Source organism: Roseovarius sp., assembly GCF_027019125.1.
In the GTDB taxonomy this organism is placed as follows: Bacteria; Pseudomonadota; Alphaproteobacteria; order Rhodobacterales; family Rhodobacteraceae; genus Roseovarius.
In genome coordinates, this window is the sequence record NZ_JALUXE010000032.1 from 58,733 (window position 1) to 74,192 (window position 15,460).

Consider the following 15,460-nt stretch of genomic DNA (forward strand, 5'->3'; position numbering starts at 1 on the left):
CCCAAGCCAGAGCGCGCGGGGTGAGGTGGCGCCGGGTATTTGCAGAGAGATGAAAGCTGGCAGCCCTGCCAAAAATGCCACAATTCGGGGGCTAGGCCCTTGGTTTTGCTGGACCTGAGGGCAGGGCTTGGGTAGATTCAGGGAAACGGGACGCGAATGATCCCGAACCTTGAGGCAGTATCAGATGTTTCCCGAGCGGTTTGCGAACCTACCGGCCTATGCGTTTCCGCGCCTGCGGACCCTGCTTGATGCACATGCACCGGGCGGCGAGGTCGTGCATATGACAATTGGCGAGCCGAAACACGCGTTCCCGCGCTGGATCGTTGATGTCATTGCAGAAAATGCCGATGGATTCGGATCCTATCCGGTCAACGAGGGCATGCCCGCGCTGTTGCAGGCGGCAAGCGACTGGGTGGGGCGGCGCTATGGTGTGACGCTCGATCCCGGCAGCCGGATCATGGCGCTGAATGGCACGCGCGAGGGGCTGTACAACGCGATGATGGCGCTCAGCCCCGAGACCAAGGGCGGCAAGCGCCCCGTCGTGCTGGCCCCGAACCCGTTTTATCAGGTCTATATGGTGGCGGCGCTGAGCGTGGGGGCAGAACCGATTTTCCTCAATGCGACCCATGACACCGGGCATTTGCCGGATTTCGCGGCGCTGTCCGAAGAGGTTTTGAACCGGGTCACGGTGGCCTATCTCTGCTCGCCCGCCAATCCGCAGGGCACGGTGGCAAGCCGGGCGTATTGGACCGATCTGATCCGGCTGGCGGAGCGGTATGATTTCCGAATTTTCGCCGATGAATGCTATGCCGAAATCTACCGCGACACGCCGCCGGTGGGTATTCTGGAGGTCGCGCAGGAGATGGGCGCGGACCCCGAGCGGATCGTGGCCTTTCACAGCCTGTCGAAGCGGTCGAACCTGCCGGGGCTGCGCTCTGGCTTTGTCGCCTCTGGCCCCAAGAACATCGCGCAGATGAAACAGCTGCGCAATTATGCGGGATCGCCCCTGCCGATGCCGTTGCAGCATGCGGCGGCGCGACTCTGGGCGGATGAGGCGCATGTGATCGAAAACCGCCGTCTCTATGGCGAGAAATACGAGATTGCCGATGAAATTCTGGGCAATCTGCCCGGCTATCGCAGCCCGGAGGCCGGGTTCTTCCTGTGGCTGCCGGTCGAGGATGGCGAGGCGGCGACGCTGCGGCTCTGGCAGGAAACCGGCGTTCGGGTGCTGCCGGGGGCCTATCTGAGCCAGGAGGCGGGGGGCGTTAACCCCGGCCAGGGCTATATCCGGGTCGCGATGGTGGCCCCCAAGGACGAGATGGCGGATGGATTGAGACGGCTGCGCGCCTGTCTCTATGAATGATTTAGGACGAGGGACGAGATGGCATATCAGACGCGCGGGCGCGACCCCTTGCTGGACAGCAACATGGCTGAGGCAATCGAGAAACGCGGCAAGGAATTGCTGGGCCTCGTGCTGATGGCGGTGGCGCTGATGGCGGCGGCGATGGTGGTCTCTTATACCCCCGACGATCCAAGCTGGATGTCGGCGACGGATGCGCCGGTGCAGAACTGGATGGGGCGGCTGGGCGCGTCGGTCGCCGCGCCGCTGTTCATGATCATCGGCTGGGGGTCCTGGGGCTTTGCCATCGTTGCCGGGGCTTGGGGCGCGCGGCTGGCGCTGCACTGGGGCGAGGAGCGGGCCATGGGGCGGCTCATTTTCGCGCCGATCTGGCTGGCGGTTCTGTCGCTTTATGCCGCGTCGCTGACGCCGGGGGCAGAGTGGGCGCAGACCCATAGTTTTGGTCTGGGTGGTCTCTTTGGCGATACGGTTTTGGGGGCGATGCTGGGTATCTTGCCGGTGGGCGCGAGTGTGGGGCTCAAGCTCTTGTCGCTGGGCTTGGGTGTGGGCGTGCTGGTGATGGGGGCCTTTGTGCTGGGCTTCACGCGGGTGGAATTGCACCGGGTGGGCCGCTTCCTGCTGGTGGGGATGATCCTGAGCTATGCCACGGTGATGAAGGCCATGGGCCGGGGGGCTGGCGGTGCGGCACAGGCCGGGCAGGCCATGCAGGCGATGATGGCCGAGCGGCGCGCACGCCGGGGTGAGGCGGCTGTGGCGCGGGCGGCTGCGCCGCTGCGGGCCGAACCTGCGCTGGAGGGCGCGCGGGTGCGCCGGTCCGAGAGCATGCCCCTTGTGGCCGAGCGGTCCGCGCCGGTCGCGCCCAAGGCCGCGCAGCCAGTGGAAAAACCGGGCGGATTGCTGGCACGGATGCCGATGCTGATGCGCAAGCCCGATGTCATGCCCGAGCCGGAACTGGTCGAGCCCGCGACCTATGAGGGCGAGGCCGAGATGCCCGGCGATGATCGCATCCGGGCCAAGATTTCCGATGTGATCAAGGCGCGGGTGCGCCAGAGCCCGGCGGTGCGCATCGAGTCGGTGGCCCCGCTGACCAAGGGCCGTGGCCGTGGCCCCGATCCGCTGATCCTGAACACAGCGCCGCGCGGGGTGTTGCCCCCCGAGCCGCCCCTGACGGCGCGTCATGCGAGCCAGACACCGCTGCGGGCCGAGCCGCCGTTGCGCATGAACGCACCCGCAAGCATGGCCGCCCCGATGGTGGATTTGACCGAGGACGACGATTTTGATGCGATGATCGAGTCGTTCGGGCAGGATGAGGCGCCCGAGTTGGCCGCACCTGCGCCGCGGATTCCCGTGCCGGAGCCGCGCAAGGTGGTGCAGCACGCGCCGCGCAAGCCCATGCAGCCGTCTTCGCGGGCCATGGCCGAGGCGCAGCCGACACTGAAGTTCGATAGCCCGGCACAGCCGGTGTATGAATTGCCGCCGCTCAGCCTGTTGGCGGACCCCGAGCAGATTCAGCGCCATCATCTGAGCGACGAGTCGCTGGAAGAGAATGCGCGGATGCTGGAAAACGTGCTCGACGATTACGGTGTGAAGGGCGAGATCGTAAGCGTGCGCCCAGGCCCCGTGGTCACGATGTACGAACTGGAGCCGGCACCGGGCCTCAAGGCAAGCCGGGTGATCGGCCTGGCGGATGACATTGCGCGGTCGATGTCGGCGCTGAGCGCGCGGGTGTCCACGGTGCCGGGGCGGTCGGTCATTGGCATCGAATTGCCCAATGACAACCGCGAGATGGTGGGCTTTCGCGAAATCCTGTCGAGCCGGGCCTATGGCGATGGCAATCAGAAGCTGCCGCTTGCGCTTGGCAAGGACATTGGCGGCGATCCGATTGTGGCCAACCTCGCGAAGATGCCGCACCTGCTCATTGCCGGCACCACCGGCTCGGGCAAATCGGTGGCGATCAACACGATGATCCTGAGCCTGCTCTACAAGCTGACGCCCGAGGAATGCCGGTTGATCATGATCGACCCCAAGATGCTGGAACTGAGCGTCTATGACGGGATTCCGCATCTGTTGTCCCCCGTGGTGACCGACCCGAAAAAGGCGGTGGTCGCGCTCAAATGGGTGGTGGCCGAGATGGAGGACCGCTATCGCAAGATGTCCAAGATGGGCGTGCGCAACATTGACGGCTACAACGGTCGGGTCGATGAGGCGCTCAAGAAAGGCGAGATGTTCAGCCGGACGGTGCAGACCGGGTTTGACGACGACACCGGCGAGCCGGTCTTCGAGACCGAGGAATTCGCGCCCGAGAAGATGCCCTATATCGTCGTGATCGTCGACGAGATGGCCGACCTGATGATGGTCGCGGGCAAGGAGATCGAGGCCTGTATTCAGCGTCTGGCACAGATGGCGCGGGCGAGCGGTATTCACCTCATCATGGCGACGCAGCGCCCGTCGGTCGATGTGATCACCGGCACGATCAAGGCGAATTTCCCGACGCGGATTTCGTTTCAGGTGACATCGAAAATCGACAGCCGCACCATTCTGGGCGAGATGGGGGCCGAGCAGCTCCTGGGTATGGGCGACATGCTCTATATGGCCGGGGGCGGCAAGATCACGCGCTGCCATGGCCCGTTTGTGAGCGATGAAGAGGTGGAGGAGGTGGTCAATCACCTCAAGGCCTATGGCCCGCCGACCTATGTGGGATCGGTGCTGCAAGGCCCCGATGAGGACAAGGCCGAGAGCATTGATGCGGTGCTGGGGCTCTCGTCGGGGAGCGGGGCAGAGGGTGACGACCTGCTCTATGATCAGGCGGTGGCGATCGTGATCAAGGATCGCAAGTGTTCCACCTCTTATATCCAGCGGAAACTGGCGATTGGCTATAACAAGGCCGCGCGCCTGGTCGAGCAGATGGAGGATGAGGGGGTGGTCAGCGCCTCGAACCACGTCGGCAAGCGCGAGGTGCTGGTTCCGGAGCCGCAATAGGCGGCGGCAGGTCGCTCAGCCACGAAAAATTTACGCCCCGCGCAGGTGCAATCCCGCGCGGGGCGTCTTATCTGAAGGGTATGAACACGATGCGTTTTCTCATGGTCCCCGCTCTTTGGGCGGCGATGGCCCTCCCGGCGGCGGCGGAAAAGCTTTCGTTGCGGGAAATTTCCAGCTATCTCAACGATCTGCGCACGGCCCAAGGCGCGTTTACCCAGATCAACGAGGATGGAACGATCAGCACGGGGCGGATTCTGATCAAGCGCCCCGGTCGGGTGCGGTTCGAATATGACCCGCCCGAAGAAGCGCTGGTTGTGGCCGATGGCGATACGGTGGGCGTCATTGATCCGCGGTCGAATGACGGGCCGGTGGGTTATCCGCTCAACCGCACACCGCTCAAGATCATCCTTGCGCGCAATGTGGATCTCACGCGCGAGCGGATGGTGGTGGGGCACGCGAGCGACGGCACCTCGACCACGGTGCGCGCGCAGGACCCGGCCAACCCCGAATATGGCAGCATTGACCTTGTCTTTACCGGCAGCCCGGTCGAATTGCGCCAATGGGTGATCCATGACGGCAGCGGTAGCCAGACCACGGTGGTTCTGGGTGATATGCAGCGGGATGTGCGGCTCAATGACGAGAGTTTCGTCATTCCCGGCAAGGATCGAATGCGGATAGACCGCTGAGCCCGCAAGGCGGGCTCTGCCTTGCTCAGATCAGGCCACGGCCAAGGGAACAGGTGCCAAGCTGCGCGCGGTAGGTCTGTGACCGCACTTCGACACTGTCGGCGACGCGCAGCAGCCACGGCTTGCTGTTGTAGCTGCCGCGGGCAAAGCCGGTGCGACCGTCGTGATAGGCAAGATACTGGTTGCGCGCATCCGTGAGCGGGATGCCGAGGCTCTGATTGGATTTCGCCATATACCAGCCCATGAAATCCGTGGCATCGCCGATATCCGTGCGGCGCGCGCCAAAGCGGCCGGTCTCGCGCTGATACTCTTCCCACGTGCCATCAAGTGCCTGGCTATAGCCATAGGCAGAGCTGACACGACCGGTGGGAATCACCCCAAGGGTCCAGCGGAATGGCGTGCGCGCGTCGCTGATGAACTTGCTTTCCTGATAGATGGTGGCCATCAGAACATTGGCGGGCACGCCCCATTTCCGCTCTGTCGCGCGGAAGGCGCGGGCGTATTCGGGGCGCTCGTCCAGAATGGCGCATGCGTGGTCCAGATTGCGCGGCGCGGTGCCATAGCCATTGCCGCCGCCGCAAGACGCCAGCACAAACAACACCATGAACGCGCGAAGAGTTCTGCTCATTTGCCTCTCGCTCTCTTTTTTCAGGCAGTTTACCGGAAACTCTGGCTGGGGGAAATCACGAATTCACAGGGGTTTCGTGCTGTGGCGCTGTCACGCGCATGCTCACAGACTGTTTCCCGTATGTTTCAGCCGACTGTTGGACAAACCACCCTTGAAAGGTTTACAATCCATAGGTAGGGGCAAACGCGATATGATTAAAACACGTGCAAAATATCATCTGGGCCAGGTGGTCCGTCACAAGAAGCACCCGTTTCGCGGGGTGATCTTTGACGTCGATCCGCAATTCTCGAATACCGAGGAATGGTATGCCTCGATTCCCGAGGATAGCCGCCCATCCAAGGAACAGCCGTTCTATCATCTGCTCGCGGAAAACGAGCAGAGCTATTACGTGGCCTATGTCAGCGAACAGAACCTCGTGGCGGATTATTCCGGCGAGCCGGTGGGACATCCCGATATCCCCGATCTCTTCGGACCGTTCGAGGACGGGCATTACCCGCTGCATTTCCAACTGAATTGAGCGGTTGAGGGTGGGTTTGCACCCACCCTACGCCCCTGCTCAATAGCCAAGCGCGCAGCCATCCTTGCGCGGGTCGCTGCCGCCCTCAAGCACGCCGTCCTCGTGGATATAGATCGCCTGTGCGCCGCCGATGGGGCCGGGCATCCGCAGGATTTCGTGCCCCATATCGGCAAGGGTTTGCGCCACGTCATCGCCATAGCCGCGCTCGAGGTTGAGGCCCAGAGGATCGGCGAAGGCGCGCGGCGCGTCGATGGCGGATTGCGGGTCCATTCCGAAATCGCGCAGGTTCGACACAAGCCGCGCATGCCCTGTTGACTGATAAGAGCCACCCATCACGCCAAAGGGCATGGTCACGCGGCCATTCTCGGCCAACATGCCGGGGATGATCGTGTGCATCGGGCGTTTGCCGCCGCCGAATTCGTTGGGATGCCCCTCTTCCAGCGTAAAGCCCGCGCCGCGGTTTTGCAGCAGCACGCCGAATTTCTCGGAGGCGATGCCCGAGCCGAAGCCGTGGAAGATGGAATAGATCAGCGACACCGCCATGCGGTCGCGATCGACCACGGTGATGTAGATCGTGTCGCGGTGCACCGCCTCGGTCAGGGGTTTGGCGGCGGCCATGGCGCGGTTGGGATCAATCAGCGCGGCCAGTTTCGCCGCTGTTGCCTCTGAGAGCATGTGATCCAGTTTGCGCATGTGATCGGGATCGGCAATGAAGCGGTTGCGCGCGTCATAGGCCAGTTTGGTGGCCTCGGCCTCGATATGCACGCGCTCTGCGCCAAACGGGTCCATGCCTGCAATATCGAAATTTTTCAGTATGTTGAGCAGCAGGATCGCGGTGGCGCCTTGGCCGTTTGGCGGATGCTCGACCAGGTTGGCGCCTTTGTAATCGCCGCGGACGGGAGTCGTGTAGTCGCAGCGCTGAGTGGCGAAATCTGCGGCCTGATGGGTGCCGCCCAAGGCATTGAGCGTGGCGATGATGTCGTCGGCCACTTCGCCTTCGTAAAAGGCGGCGCGCCCATCACGGGCGACGCGGCGCAAAACCTCGGCCTGGCCGGGAGCGCGGAACATCTGGCCTGCCTTGGGGGGCGTGCCCGCGGGCATGAAATGGGTGAGGCCATGCCCCTGAAGCGCAGCGCCGGCGGTGGGCCAGTCGAACGCCACGCGGGGGGCCACTGGCACGCCCTCTTCGGCGTAGCGGATGGTGGGGGCGAGCAGGGTATCTAGGCCAAGCCGCCCGTGATCGGCGCTGAGGCGGCAAAAGGCGTCGATGGCACCGGGGACAGTGACGGCATGCGCGCTCTGGAGCGGCACTGTTTCATGGCCCGCCGCGCGCAGGGCGGCGGCAGAGGCCCCGGCGGGCGCGCGGCCAGAGCCGTTGAGCGCGTGGATGGTGGGATCGCCCGGTTTGGTGAAGAGGACAAAGCAATCGCCGCCGATGCCGGTCATCTGGGGTTCGCAAATGCCCAACAGCACCGCGCCTGCGATGGCCGCGTCCATGGCGTTGCCGCCGCGTTCGAGAATGTCGATGGCGGTCTTGGCCGCGAGCGGGTGCGAAGTGGCGCACATTCCGTTGGTGGCGAAGGTGGCCGAACGGCCGGGCGTGTGAAAGTCGCGCATGGGGTGTCCTTGTGTCCGTGATGCGCGGACACTAGGCGGAGTTTGCGGATTTGCCAATTGGGGGAGGAGATAAGCCTCGACGCCGCGCGCTGGGTGGGGGCAATTACACGCGACGCCGAGGGAAGCCATATGCAGCTACAGTCTAGTGTATGCGGGGGCTCTGCGGCGTGAGTTGGCCCGGAATAAGGTAAGATTGCGGCGGCCTGATCCCAGGGTTGTATCAGAGCGGGGCGCGGCGGAATTCCACGCTCAGGTGGTTCCATCCTGCGGCGCGGCGATAGTCGACCCGGTCGGCAAGGTCGCGAATCAGGAACCAGCCAAATCCGCCCTCGGGCAAGGCGTCGCGCGCGACGTCATGCGCGGGCAGGATGCCATCGGGGGCGCGCAGGCCGGGCAGGGCCGTGCCGTGGTCGCTGAGCACACAGACAAGCCGGGTCAGATCAAGCGCGAGGTCTAGGCGTATCTCGCCGGGGGTATCCGCCGGATAGGCATGTTCGACGATGTTGTTCAGCGCCTCGGCCAGCACGAGTTCGACGGTGCCACGATCCTCGTCTGTCAGGGCGCGGGCGTGCAGCCAGCGCCGGATGCGCGCTAGCACCGCGCGCACCGCGAGATCCGATGCCGGGGTGCTGAGCGAGAGGCGCTGTGCCGTGGTTCCGGGGATCACCGCGCGCGGCCTTTGGTGGGGGGCAAGGGATGCTCCATCGTGGCGAATTACCCTGTCGCGCGGGTATTGAGCATGCGCAGATCGTCATGGATGGTGAAAACCGTATCCATCCGGGTGAGGCGAAACACCTTGGCCACATCGGGGGTGAGGCAGGCCAGGTCAAGCCGCCGGTCGCCGCCCATCTGTTTCATCGCGGCGACGATGGCGCCAAGACCGCTCGAGTCGACAAAGGTGACATTGCCCAGATCGAGCACAACCGGCCCCGCCCCTGTGGCGGTGGCGGCGCGCATGGCGTCCTTGAACCGAATGGCGGCGGCGGCGTCGATCCGCGCCTCGGCTACGGTGATGATGGTCAGGTCGGGATGGTGAGTGGCGTGCAAGTTCATGGTGCCTCCGGCGCGATACGTAGTAATACAGGGCACGCTAGACCCAATTCCTTACCATTCGGTATGCAGGATCAGGATTTGCGAGGAGGCAAAGATGCATGATGTGGTGATCGCAGGGGCGGCGCGCACGCCCATGGGCGGATTTCAGGGGGATTTCGATGGGGTGCCCGCGGCGGAGCTGGGGGGCGCTGCGATTCGTGCCGCACTGCTGGATGCGGGGGCCGAAACCGTCGACGAGGTCTTGATGGGCTGTGTGCTGCCTGCGGGGCAGGGGCAGGCCCCGGCGCGGCAGGCAGGATTTCTGGGGGGCTTGGGCGAAGAGGTGCCCGCCACCACGCTCAACAAGATGTGCGGATCAGGGATGAAGGCCGCGATGATGGCATTCGACCAGATCGCGCTGGGCCATGCGCAGGTGATGCTCGCGGGGGGCATGGAATCGATGTCGGGCGCGCCCTATCTCTTGCCCAAGATGCGGGGGGGCGCCCGGCTGGGCCATGCGCAGGTGGTCGATCATATGTTTCTCGACGGGCTCGAGGATGCCTATGACAAGGGGCGTCTGATGGGCACCTTTGCCGAGGATTGCGCCGAGGCGTTTCAATTCACCCGCGAGGCGCAGGATGCTTATGCCCTGGCCTCTTTGGAGGGGGCACTGGCGGCGCAGGCGAGCGGTGCCTTCGCGCGCGAGATTACCCCGGTCACGGTGCGGGGGCGCAAGGGCGAGGTGGTGATTTCCGCAGACGAGCAACCGGCCAAGGCGCGGCCTGAAAAGATCCCGACGCTGAAACCGGCGTTTCGCGCCGAGGGCACTGTGACGGCGGCCAATTCCAGCTCGATCAGCGATGGGGCTGCGGCGCTGGTGCTGGCCTCGCGCGGCGCGGCAGAGGCGCAGGGCTTGCGCATCCGCGCGCGGATCATGGGGCATGCCAGCCATGCACAGGCGCCGGGCCTCTTTACCACCGCGCCTGTGCCTGCGGCACGCAAGCTCTTGGATGGTCTGGGTTGGGACGTGAACGATGTCGATCTGTGGGAGGTGAACGAAGCCTTCGCCGTGGTGCCCATGGCCTTCATGCACGAGATGGGCGTGGCGCGCGAGCGGCTCAACGTCAATGGTGGTGCCTGCGCGCTGGGTCATCCGATTGGCGCCTCTGGCGCGCGGATCATGGTGACGTTGCTCAATGCGCTTGAGACGCGCGGGCTGCGGCGTGGCGTGGCCGCCATCTGCATCGGCGGCGGCGAGGGCACGGCCATTGCGATTGAACGGATGTGATCCGGTTCACGCCGCTTCGAGATCGCGCCGCATCGTGGCCATGCCCCGGCGGCGCGACAGTTCCTCGTATCCTGCTTTGCGGTAAAGATTGAGGGCCGGCGCGTTGTCGAGTTCGACCTTGAGCGTCATCGTCAGCGCGTTGAGCTGACGCGCGGCATCCTCGGCCATGGACAAGAGCACCTCGCCGGTGCCACCGCGCATGCTCTCTTCGACAAAGACATAGGTGAGGTGGCGCACCTCGGGGCCGATGCCAACGCGCAGCGCGAAAAAGCCGACGTCGCGCCCGTCCTCATCCCGCAGATAGAAGGTCTCGTCTTCGAGATCGCCCACCCATTTCAGCGCCCATTCGCGCGCGTCAAAGGGATGGCTGGCCTGCGGATTGATAAGCGCGAGATCCTCCTTGTCGGTCAAAAGGCGCGCCAGCGGTTCCAGATCGCGGGTCACGTTGCGGTGCAGGCTCAGCCGGGGCATGTGTCGTTTTCCTTATAGTCTATGTCGGATTCGTATTCGGGGCGCGTCTCTGCCATGGCCGGACCGGGGATGCAACCCGATGGCGCACGCAGCCTCTGGCCTTGGGCGTCGGGGCGTGGCATATGGCTGCCATGCGGATCGACTATGACCATATTGCCCGGACCATTGCCGCGCTCACCGAAGGGGAGAGCGACGCCGTTGCGCTCATGGCCACGGTGGTGTGCGAGGTGCATCATGCCGATGACCGGTTTGACTGGACCGGATTTTACCGCGTCACGGCACCAGAAATGCTCAAGATCGGCCCCTATCAGGGGGGGCATGGATGCCTGAGCATCCCGTTTTCACGCGGGGTGTGTGGGGCGGCGGCGCGCACGGGCGTGGTGCAACTGGTGCCGGATGTCGATGCCTTTCCGGGGCATATCGCCTGCGCGAGTTCCACGCGCTCGGAGATTGTCCTTCCGGTGCGTGACGGGGCGGGCCGACTGATCGCGGTTTTCGACATCGACAGCGATCAACCGGATGCCTTTACACAAGAGGATGCCGCGCGTCTGGAAGAGATTCTGGCGGCTGTGTTCGGGCGGATTTGAGGCGCGTTACCTGCGCGTCAGACACCCGCCCTCAGCGCCCCTTCCAGACCGGATCGCGTTTTTCGGCAAAGGCGCGCGCGCCCTCTTTCTGATCCTCTGAGGCATAGAGGATATCCACCGTCTCGAACTGTCGCCGGGTGATGCGGTTCATCGCATCCTGAAAGCGCATCGCCTCGGCTTCGCGCACGATTTCCTTGATCGCGGCATAGACAAGCGGCGGGCCGCTGGCGATGGTCTGGGCCATGGCGCGCGCTTCGGCCATCAAGCGATCGGCGGGGTGGATATGATTGACCAGCCCCCAATGCGCGGCCTCTTTTGCATCGAACCAGCGGCCCGTGATCAAAAGCTCCATCGCGATGTGATAGGGGATGCGCTTGGGCAGCTTGATACTGGCGGCATCGGCCACGGTGCCCGAGCGGATTTCGGGCAGGGCAAAGGTGGCATGTTCGGCGGCCAGTATGATGTCTGCCGACAGCGCCAGTTCCAGCCCGCCGCCGCAGGCAATGCCGTTGATGGCCGCAATCACCGGCTTGTTCAGCCCGCGCAACTCTTGCAGCCCGCCAAAGCCGCCGACGCCGTAATCGCTATCGGGCGCCTCGCCTTCGGCGGCGGATTTGAGATCCCAGCCGGGGCAAAAGAATTTCTCGCCCGCGCCGGTCAGGATCGCCACGCGCAGGGCGGGATCGTCGCGAAAGTCGCGGAATACCTCGCCCATGATGCGGCTGGTGGCGGCGTCGATGGCATTGGCGCGGGGGCGGTCCAGTGTCACCTCGAGCACGGCACCATTGCGTTCGATGCGAATGGGGGTGTCGGTCATGGTCTCTCTCCCTTTGTGATGAGCGCATCCACCGCGACCGCGTCCGACGCGGTGCAGAGGAGCGGGTTGATTTCCACCTCTTCCAGACAGGCGGCATGGGTGATGACATAGTCCTGCACGGCCATGACGGCCCGCAGTATCGCGGCGCGGTCTGCCGCTGGCTGGCCGCGATAGCCATGAAGCAGCGGCGCAAGGCGCAGGTGGTTCAGGGCCCTGTCAATCTCGGGTTCCGTGACGGGCAAGAGCAGGCAGGTGGTATCGCGCAGGATCTCCGTCAGTGTGCCACCCGCGCCCAGCGTCAGCACGAACCCATGCGCCGGGTCGCGCAGCACGCCGATCAAGAGTTCGGCGACGGGGTCTGCAACCATCTCTTCGATCAGCCAGCTTTGACAAGGCATGGCGACCGCCTTGGCCAGCGCCTCGGGGATCTCCCCGACCTCGCGGAGGAAGAGCACGCCGCCGGCTTCGGTCTTGTGCGCCAGCCCTTCGGCCTTGATGACCAGCGGGAGGGGCATGGCGGTGAGGATTTCCGAGAGTTCGGCAGCAGAGGCGGCGCGGCGGGCTTGCGGGATGCGCAGACCATGGGCGGCGAGCGCGGCCTTGGCCTCGGCCTCGGTCAGGGTGTGGGGCTGCGTGGGGGTTCCCGGCAGGAGCAGGGGGGCCGGTGTGGCGCGCGCCTGTCCCAGCCATGCGGCATGGGCGATGGCGGTGAGACCGTCATCCAGCCCGGCCAGAGGGATCAAACCGCTTGCGATGGCGCGCTCTGCCATAGCCTCGGACAGGCAATCCGGCAGGGTCGCGATGAGCGCGAGCGGCTTGCCCACCCGGCGTCGCGCTTCTGCGCCGGCCTCGAATATGCAGTCCCAAGCGGCGGGATCGCAGCGGTCGGGGCGCGGAAAATCAGCGATCATCACACCGATGTCGGCGGGGCCCTCCAGCGCGGCAGCAAAGGTGGCGGTCATGGCGGGCACGTCGCCCCAGATGAACGTGTGGTAGTCGAGCGGGTTGGCGAGCGCCACCCGTGGCCCGAGTGCGGCGCGCAGGGCGCTGGCCTGAGAGGGGGTGAGCGGTGGCAGGGTAATGGCATGGTCAAGGGCTGTGTCGGCCATCAGGCTGGCCTCGCCGCCCGAGCACGAAATCGAAACCACGGCATTGCCGGGCAGGGGGCCTGCGAAATGCAGGAGTTTCAGGGTTTCCAGCATCTGAGGCAAAGAGGTAACCTGCGCGATGCCGAGCCGCGCCAAGAGCGCCGCCGCCCCCGCGCCGCTGCCCGCGAGCGAGGCGGTGTGCGATTGCGTGGCGGCGCGCGCCTGATCCGAGCGCCCTGATTTCAGAGCGACGATGGGCTTGCCAGCCGCGCGCGCGGCCTCGGCCAATGCCTCGAAGGCGCGCAGATCCCCCACCCCTTCGATATGCAGGCCAAGGGCGGTGACGCGGGGATCGTCCAATAGCGCGCGGCCGAGGTCCGCAAGGCCAAGCTGGGCCTGATTGCCCGCCGTCATGAGGTAAGCAATCGGCAGACCGCGCGCCTGCATGCTGAGGTTGATCGCGATGTTCGAGCTTTGCGTGAGGATCGCCACACCGCTCGTGCAGCGTTGCCCGCCATGTTGATCGGGCCAGAGAAGCGCGCCATCGAGATAATTGACGAAACCATAGCAGTTGGGGCCGACGATGGGCATATCGCCCGCAGCCTCCAGAAGCCGCGCCTGCATGGCCGCGCCATCGCCCAGCTCTGCCTCGGCCTCGAGAAAGCCTGCGGCAAAGCAGACCGCCCCACCTGCGCCCATCGCGCGCAGCTCTGCCACGGTGGCAATCGTCGCGTCGCGGTTGACGCCGACAAAGACCGCATCAGGCACGCCGGGCAGGGAGGCAAGCGTGGAATAGGCGCGTGCGCCGCCGATTTCGGGCTTGGTGGGATGCACCGGCCAGACCGGCCCGGCAAACCCCATGGCCGCGCATTGCCGGATGAGATTGGCGCACCAGGTGCCGCCGCCGATCACGGCGATGGAGGCGGGACGCAGCAGGCGGGAGAGGTTTTGGGTCATGTGCGGGCACTCTGGAAAGGCAAGGGGCGCTGCCCCTCTGGCCCTGCGGGCCATTCACCCCGAGGTATTTTGGGCCAGATGAAGGGTTTGGTTAACGTTTCTGCGGCAAGCTGGTGCGGCGGTACAGGCTGAGGAGCCGATGACCGCGCCAGGTGAAGCCCCCTGCTCTCTTCGGGCAGGGGGTGCGCCTCATTCATCTGGCTTAAAATACCTCGGGGGGTCCGGGGGGCGGCGCCCCCCGCCGGTTCGACGCCGCAGGCGGCGATACCGTTCATGCGCCCAAGGGCCGCAGCATCTCGCGGCTGATGATGTGGCGTTGGATCTCGGACGTGCCGTCCCAGATGCGTTCGACCCTTGCATCGCGCCAGAAGCGCTCGATGGGCAGGTCGTCCATCAGCCCCATGCCGCCATGGATTTGCAGCGTGGCATCGGTGACGCGGGCCAGCATTTCGGAGGCATAGAGCTTGGCGCTGGCGATTTCGCGGTTGGCGGGCAGCCCCTGATCGAGCCGCCACGCGGCGTTGAGCGTCAAGAGGTCGGCGGCGTCGATCTCGGTGACCATATCGGCCAGTTGAAAGCTGATGCCTTGGAACTTGCCAATCGCCTGCCCGAATTGTTCCCGCTCTGCCGCGTAGCTGAGCGCGTGGTCGAAACAGCGGCGCGCGCGGCCCACGGCCATGGTGGCCACGGTAATGCGGGTGGCATAGAGCCATTCGTTCATCACCGCGAAACCGCCGTCGACCTCGCCCAGAACCTGGGCATCGGGCAGGCGGCAGTCGTCGAATTCCAGCACCATGTTCTTGTAGCCCCGGTGGCTGACGGATCTATAGCCGTCGCGGATGGTGAAGCCGGGTGTGCCGCGATCCACGAGGAAGGTGGTGATGCGCTTTTTCGGGCCCTTGTCGGTCTGATCCTCGCCGGTGGCGACAAAGACGATGACGAAATCGGCATGATCGGCGCCCGAGATGAAATGCTTGGTGCCGTTCAGCACCCAATCGCCGCCGTCGCGTCGCGCCGCGCATTGCATGCCGCGCACATCCGATCCGGCGCCCGGTTCGGTCATGGCGAGGGCATCCATCCGCTCGCCGCGCACGGCAGGGTGCAGATAGCGCTCGATCTGTTCGCCCTTGCAGGCCATCAGAATATTCTGTGGGCGGCCAAAGAAATGCGTGAGCGCCATGGAGCCGCGCCCGAGTTCGCGCTCGACAAGGGCGAATTCGAGATGGCTCAGCCCCGCGCCGCCCGCGGATTCAGGAAAGTTGCAGGCGTAGAATCCAAGGTCGATGGTTTTCTGCTTGATGGCCTGTGCCACCTCGGGCGGCACCTCGCCGGTGCGCTCGACGAGGGCTTCATGCGGATAGATTTCATTCTCGACAAAGCTGCGCACGGTCGAGACGATCATTTCCTGTTCGTCGGTCAGTCCGAAATGCATC

Annotated in this window: 15 protein-coding genes; 6 read left to right on the forward strand and 9 right to left on the reverse strand. The window is 64.9% G+C overall.

Features of this window, described 5'->3' with window-relative positions; all coding sequences use genetic code 11:
• Window positions 1-184: 184 nt before the first annotated feature.
• The 3 genes from MVC20_RS15400 (at window position 185) to MVC20_RS15410 (ending at window position 5,025) form a co-directional block, all read left to right on the forward strand.
• Window positions 185-1,363 carry an aminotransferase class I/II-fold pyridoxal phosphate-dependent enzyme gene (locus tag MVC20_RS15400; protein WP_297543073.1) on the forward strand — a complete coding sequence of 393 codons (1,179 nt, stop codon included), beginning with the start codon at window positions 185-187 and terminating at the stop codon, window positions 1,361-1,363.
• Between the two features lie 18 nt (window positions 1,364-1,381).
• A complete protein-coding gene (locus tag MVC20_RS15405; RefSeq protein WP_297542954.1) occupies window positions 1,382-4,339 on the forward strand; it encodes a DNA translocase FtsK in 2,958 nt (985 codons plus the stop codon).
• Window positions 4,340-4,419: 80 nt separating this feature from the next.
• Window positions 4,420-5,025 carry an outer membrane lipoprotein carrier protein LolA gene (locus MVC20_RS15410; RefSeq protein ID WP_297542955.1) on the forward strand — a complete coding sequence of 202 codons (606 nt, stop codon included), beginning with the start codon at window positions 4,420-4,422 and terminating at the stop codon, window positions 5,023-5,025.
• Between the two features lie 25 nt (window positions 5,026-5,050).
• Here the strand turns inward: MVC20_RS15410 and MVC20_RS15415 are convergent, their stop codons facing one another.
• Window positions 5,051-5,653 carry a lytic transglycosylase gene (locus MVC20_RS15415; protein ID WP_297542958.1) on the reverse strand — a complete coding sequence of 201 codons (603 nt, stop codon included), beginning with the start codon at window positions 5,651-5,653 and terminating at the stop codon, window positions 5,051-5,053.
• A 190-nt stretch (window positions 5,654-5,843) separates the two neighbouring features.
• Between MVC20_RS15415 and hspQ the strand changes: the two genes are divergently transcribed.
• The gene (hspQ, locus tag MVC20_RS15420; protein ID WP_008283234.1) at window positions 5,844-6,170 is read left to right on the forward strand and encodes a heat shock protein HspQ; all 327 of its coding nucleotides are present in this window, start codon (window positions 5,844-5,846) and stop codon (window positions 6,168-6,170) included.
• Between the two features lie 39 nt (window positions 6,171-6,209).
• Here hspQ and MVC20_RS15425 read toward each other — a convergent pair whose 3' ends face one another.
• From MVC20_RS15425 to MVC20_RS15435, 3 genes are all read right to left on the reverse strand, one after another.
• The gene (locus MVC20_RS15425; RefSeq protein WP_297542961.1) at window positions 6,210-7,787 is read right to left on the reverse strand and encodes a gamma-glutamyltransferase family protein; all 1,578 of its coding nucleotides are present in this window, start codon (window positions 7,785-7,787) and stop codon (window positions 6,210-6,212) included.
• A 220-nt stretch (window positions 7,788-8,007) separates the two neighbouring features.
• Window positions 8,008-8,454 carry an ATP-binding protein gene (locus MVC20_RS15430; RefSeq protein WP_297542963.1) on the reverse strand — a complete coding sequence of 149 codons (447 nt, stop codon included), beginning with the start codon at window positions 8,452-8,454 and terminating at the stop codon, window positions 8,008-8,010.
• A gap of 47 nt (window positions 8,455-8,501) precedes the next feature.
• On the reverse strand, window positions 8,502-8,840 hold the full coding sequence (locus tag MVC20_RS15435; RefSeq protein WP_297542965.1) for an STAS domain-containing protein: 339 nt from the start codon (window positions 8,838-8,840) through the stop codon (window positions 8,502-8,504).
• Between the two features lie 94 nt (window positions 8,841-8,934).
• Between MVC20_RS15435 and MVC20_RS15440 the strand changes: the two genes are divergently transcribed.
• Entirely contained in the window at window positions 8,935-10,107 is a 1,173-nt protein-coding gene (locus MVC20_RS15440; protein ID WP_297542967.1) for an acetyl-CoA C-acyltransferase, read from the forward strand.
• 6 nt (window positions 10,108-10,113) lie between these two features.
• Here MVC20_RS15440 and MVC20_RS15445 read toward each other — a convergent pair whose 3' ends face one another.
• The gene (locus MVC20_RS15445) at window positions 10,114-10,578 is read right to left on the reverse strand and encodes a GNAT family N-acetyltransferase (protein WP_297542969.1); all 465 of its coding nucleotides are present in this window, start codon (window positions 10,576-10,578) and stop codon (window positions 10,114-10,116) included.
• On the reverse strand, window positions 10,566-10,700 hold the full coding sequence (locus tag MVC20_RS15450) for a hypothetical protein (RefSeq protein WP_297542971.1): 135 nt from the start codon (window positions 10,698-10,700) through the stop codon (window positions 10,566-10,568). The genes MVC20_RS15445 and MVC20_RS15450 overlap by 13 nt, the downstream gene beginning before the upstream one ends.
• A 9-nt stretch (window positions 10,701-10,709) precedes the next feature.
• Here MVC20_RS15450 and MVC20_RS15455 point away from each other — a divergent pair, with 9 nt between their 5' ends.
• Window positions 10,710-11,165: a GAF domain-containing protein gene (locus MVC20_RS15455; RefSeq protein WP_297543075.1), complete on the forward strand. Its 456-nt coding sequence runs from the start codon at window positions 10,710-10,712 to the stop codon at window positions 11,163-11,165.
• A gap of 31 nt (window positions 11,166-11,196) precedes the next feature.
• On the opposite strand, the gene MVC20_RS15460 is transcribed toward MVC20_RS15455, so the two are convergent.
• The 3 genes from MVC20_RS15460 to MVC20_RS15470 all read right to left on the reverse strand — a co-directional run bounded on the left by MVC20_RS15460 (window position 11,197) and on the right by MVC20_RS15470 (window position 15,459).
• Window positions 11,197-11,982: a carnitinyl-CoA dehydratase gene (locus tag MVC20_RS15460; RefSeq protein ID WP_297542973.1), complete on the reverse strand. Its 786-nt coding sequence runs from the start codon at window positions 11,980-11,982 to the stop codon at window positions 11,197-11,199.
• Window positions 11,979-14,027, reverse strand: coding sequence for an acetate--CoA ligase family protein (locus tag MVC20_RS15465; protein WP_297542975.1), 2,049 nt, complete (start codon window positions 14,025-14,027; stop codon window positions 11,979-11,981). Before MVC20_RS15465 ends, MVC20_RS15460 begins: the two co-directional genes overlap by 4 nt.
• Before the next feature lie 271 nt (window positions 14,028-14,298).
• Window positions 14,299-15,459 (reverse strand): acyl-CoA dehydrogenase family protein, encoded by a 1,161-nt coding sequence (locus MVC20_RS15470; protein ID WP_297542978.1) that lies wholly within the window; start codon window positions 15,457-15,459, stop codon window positions 14,299-14,301.
• Between the last annotated feature and the right edge of the window lies 1 nt (window position 15,460).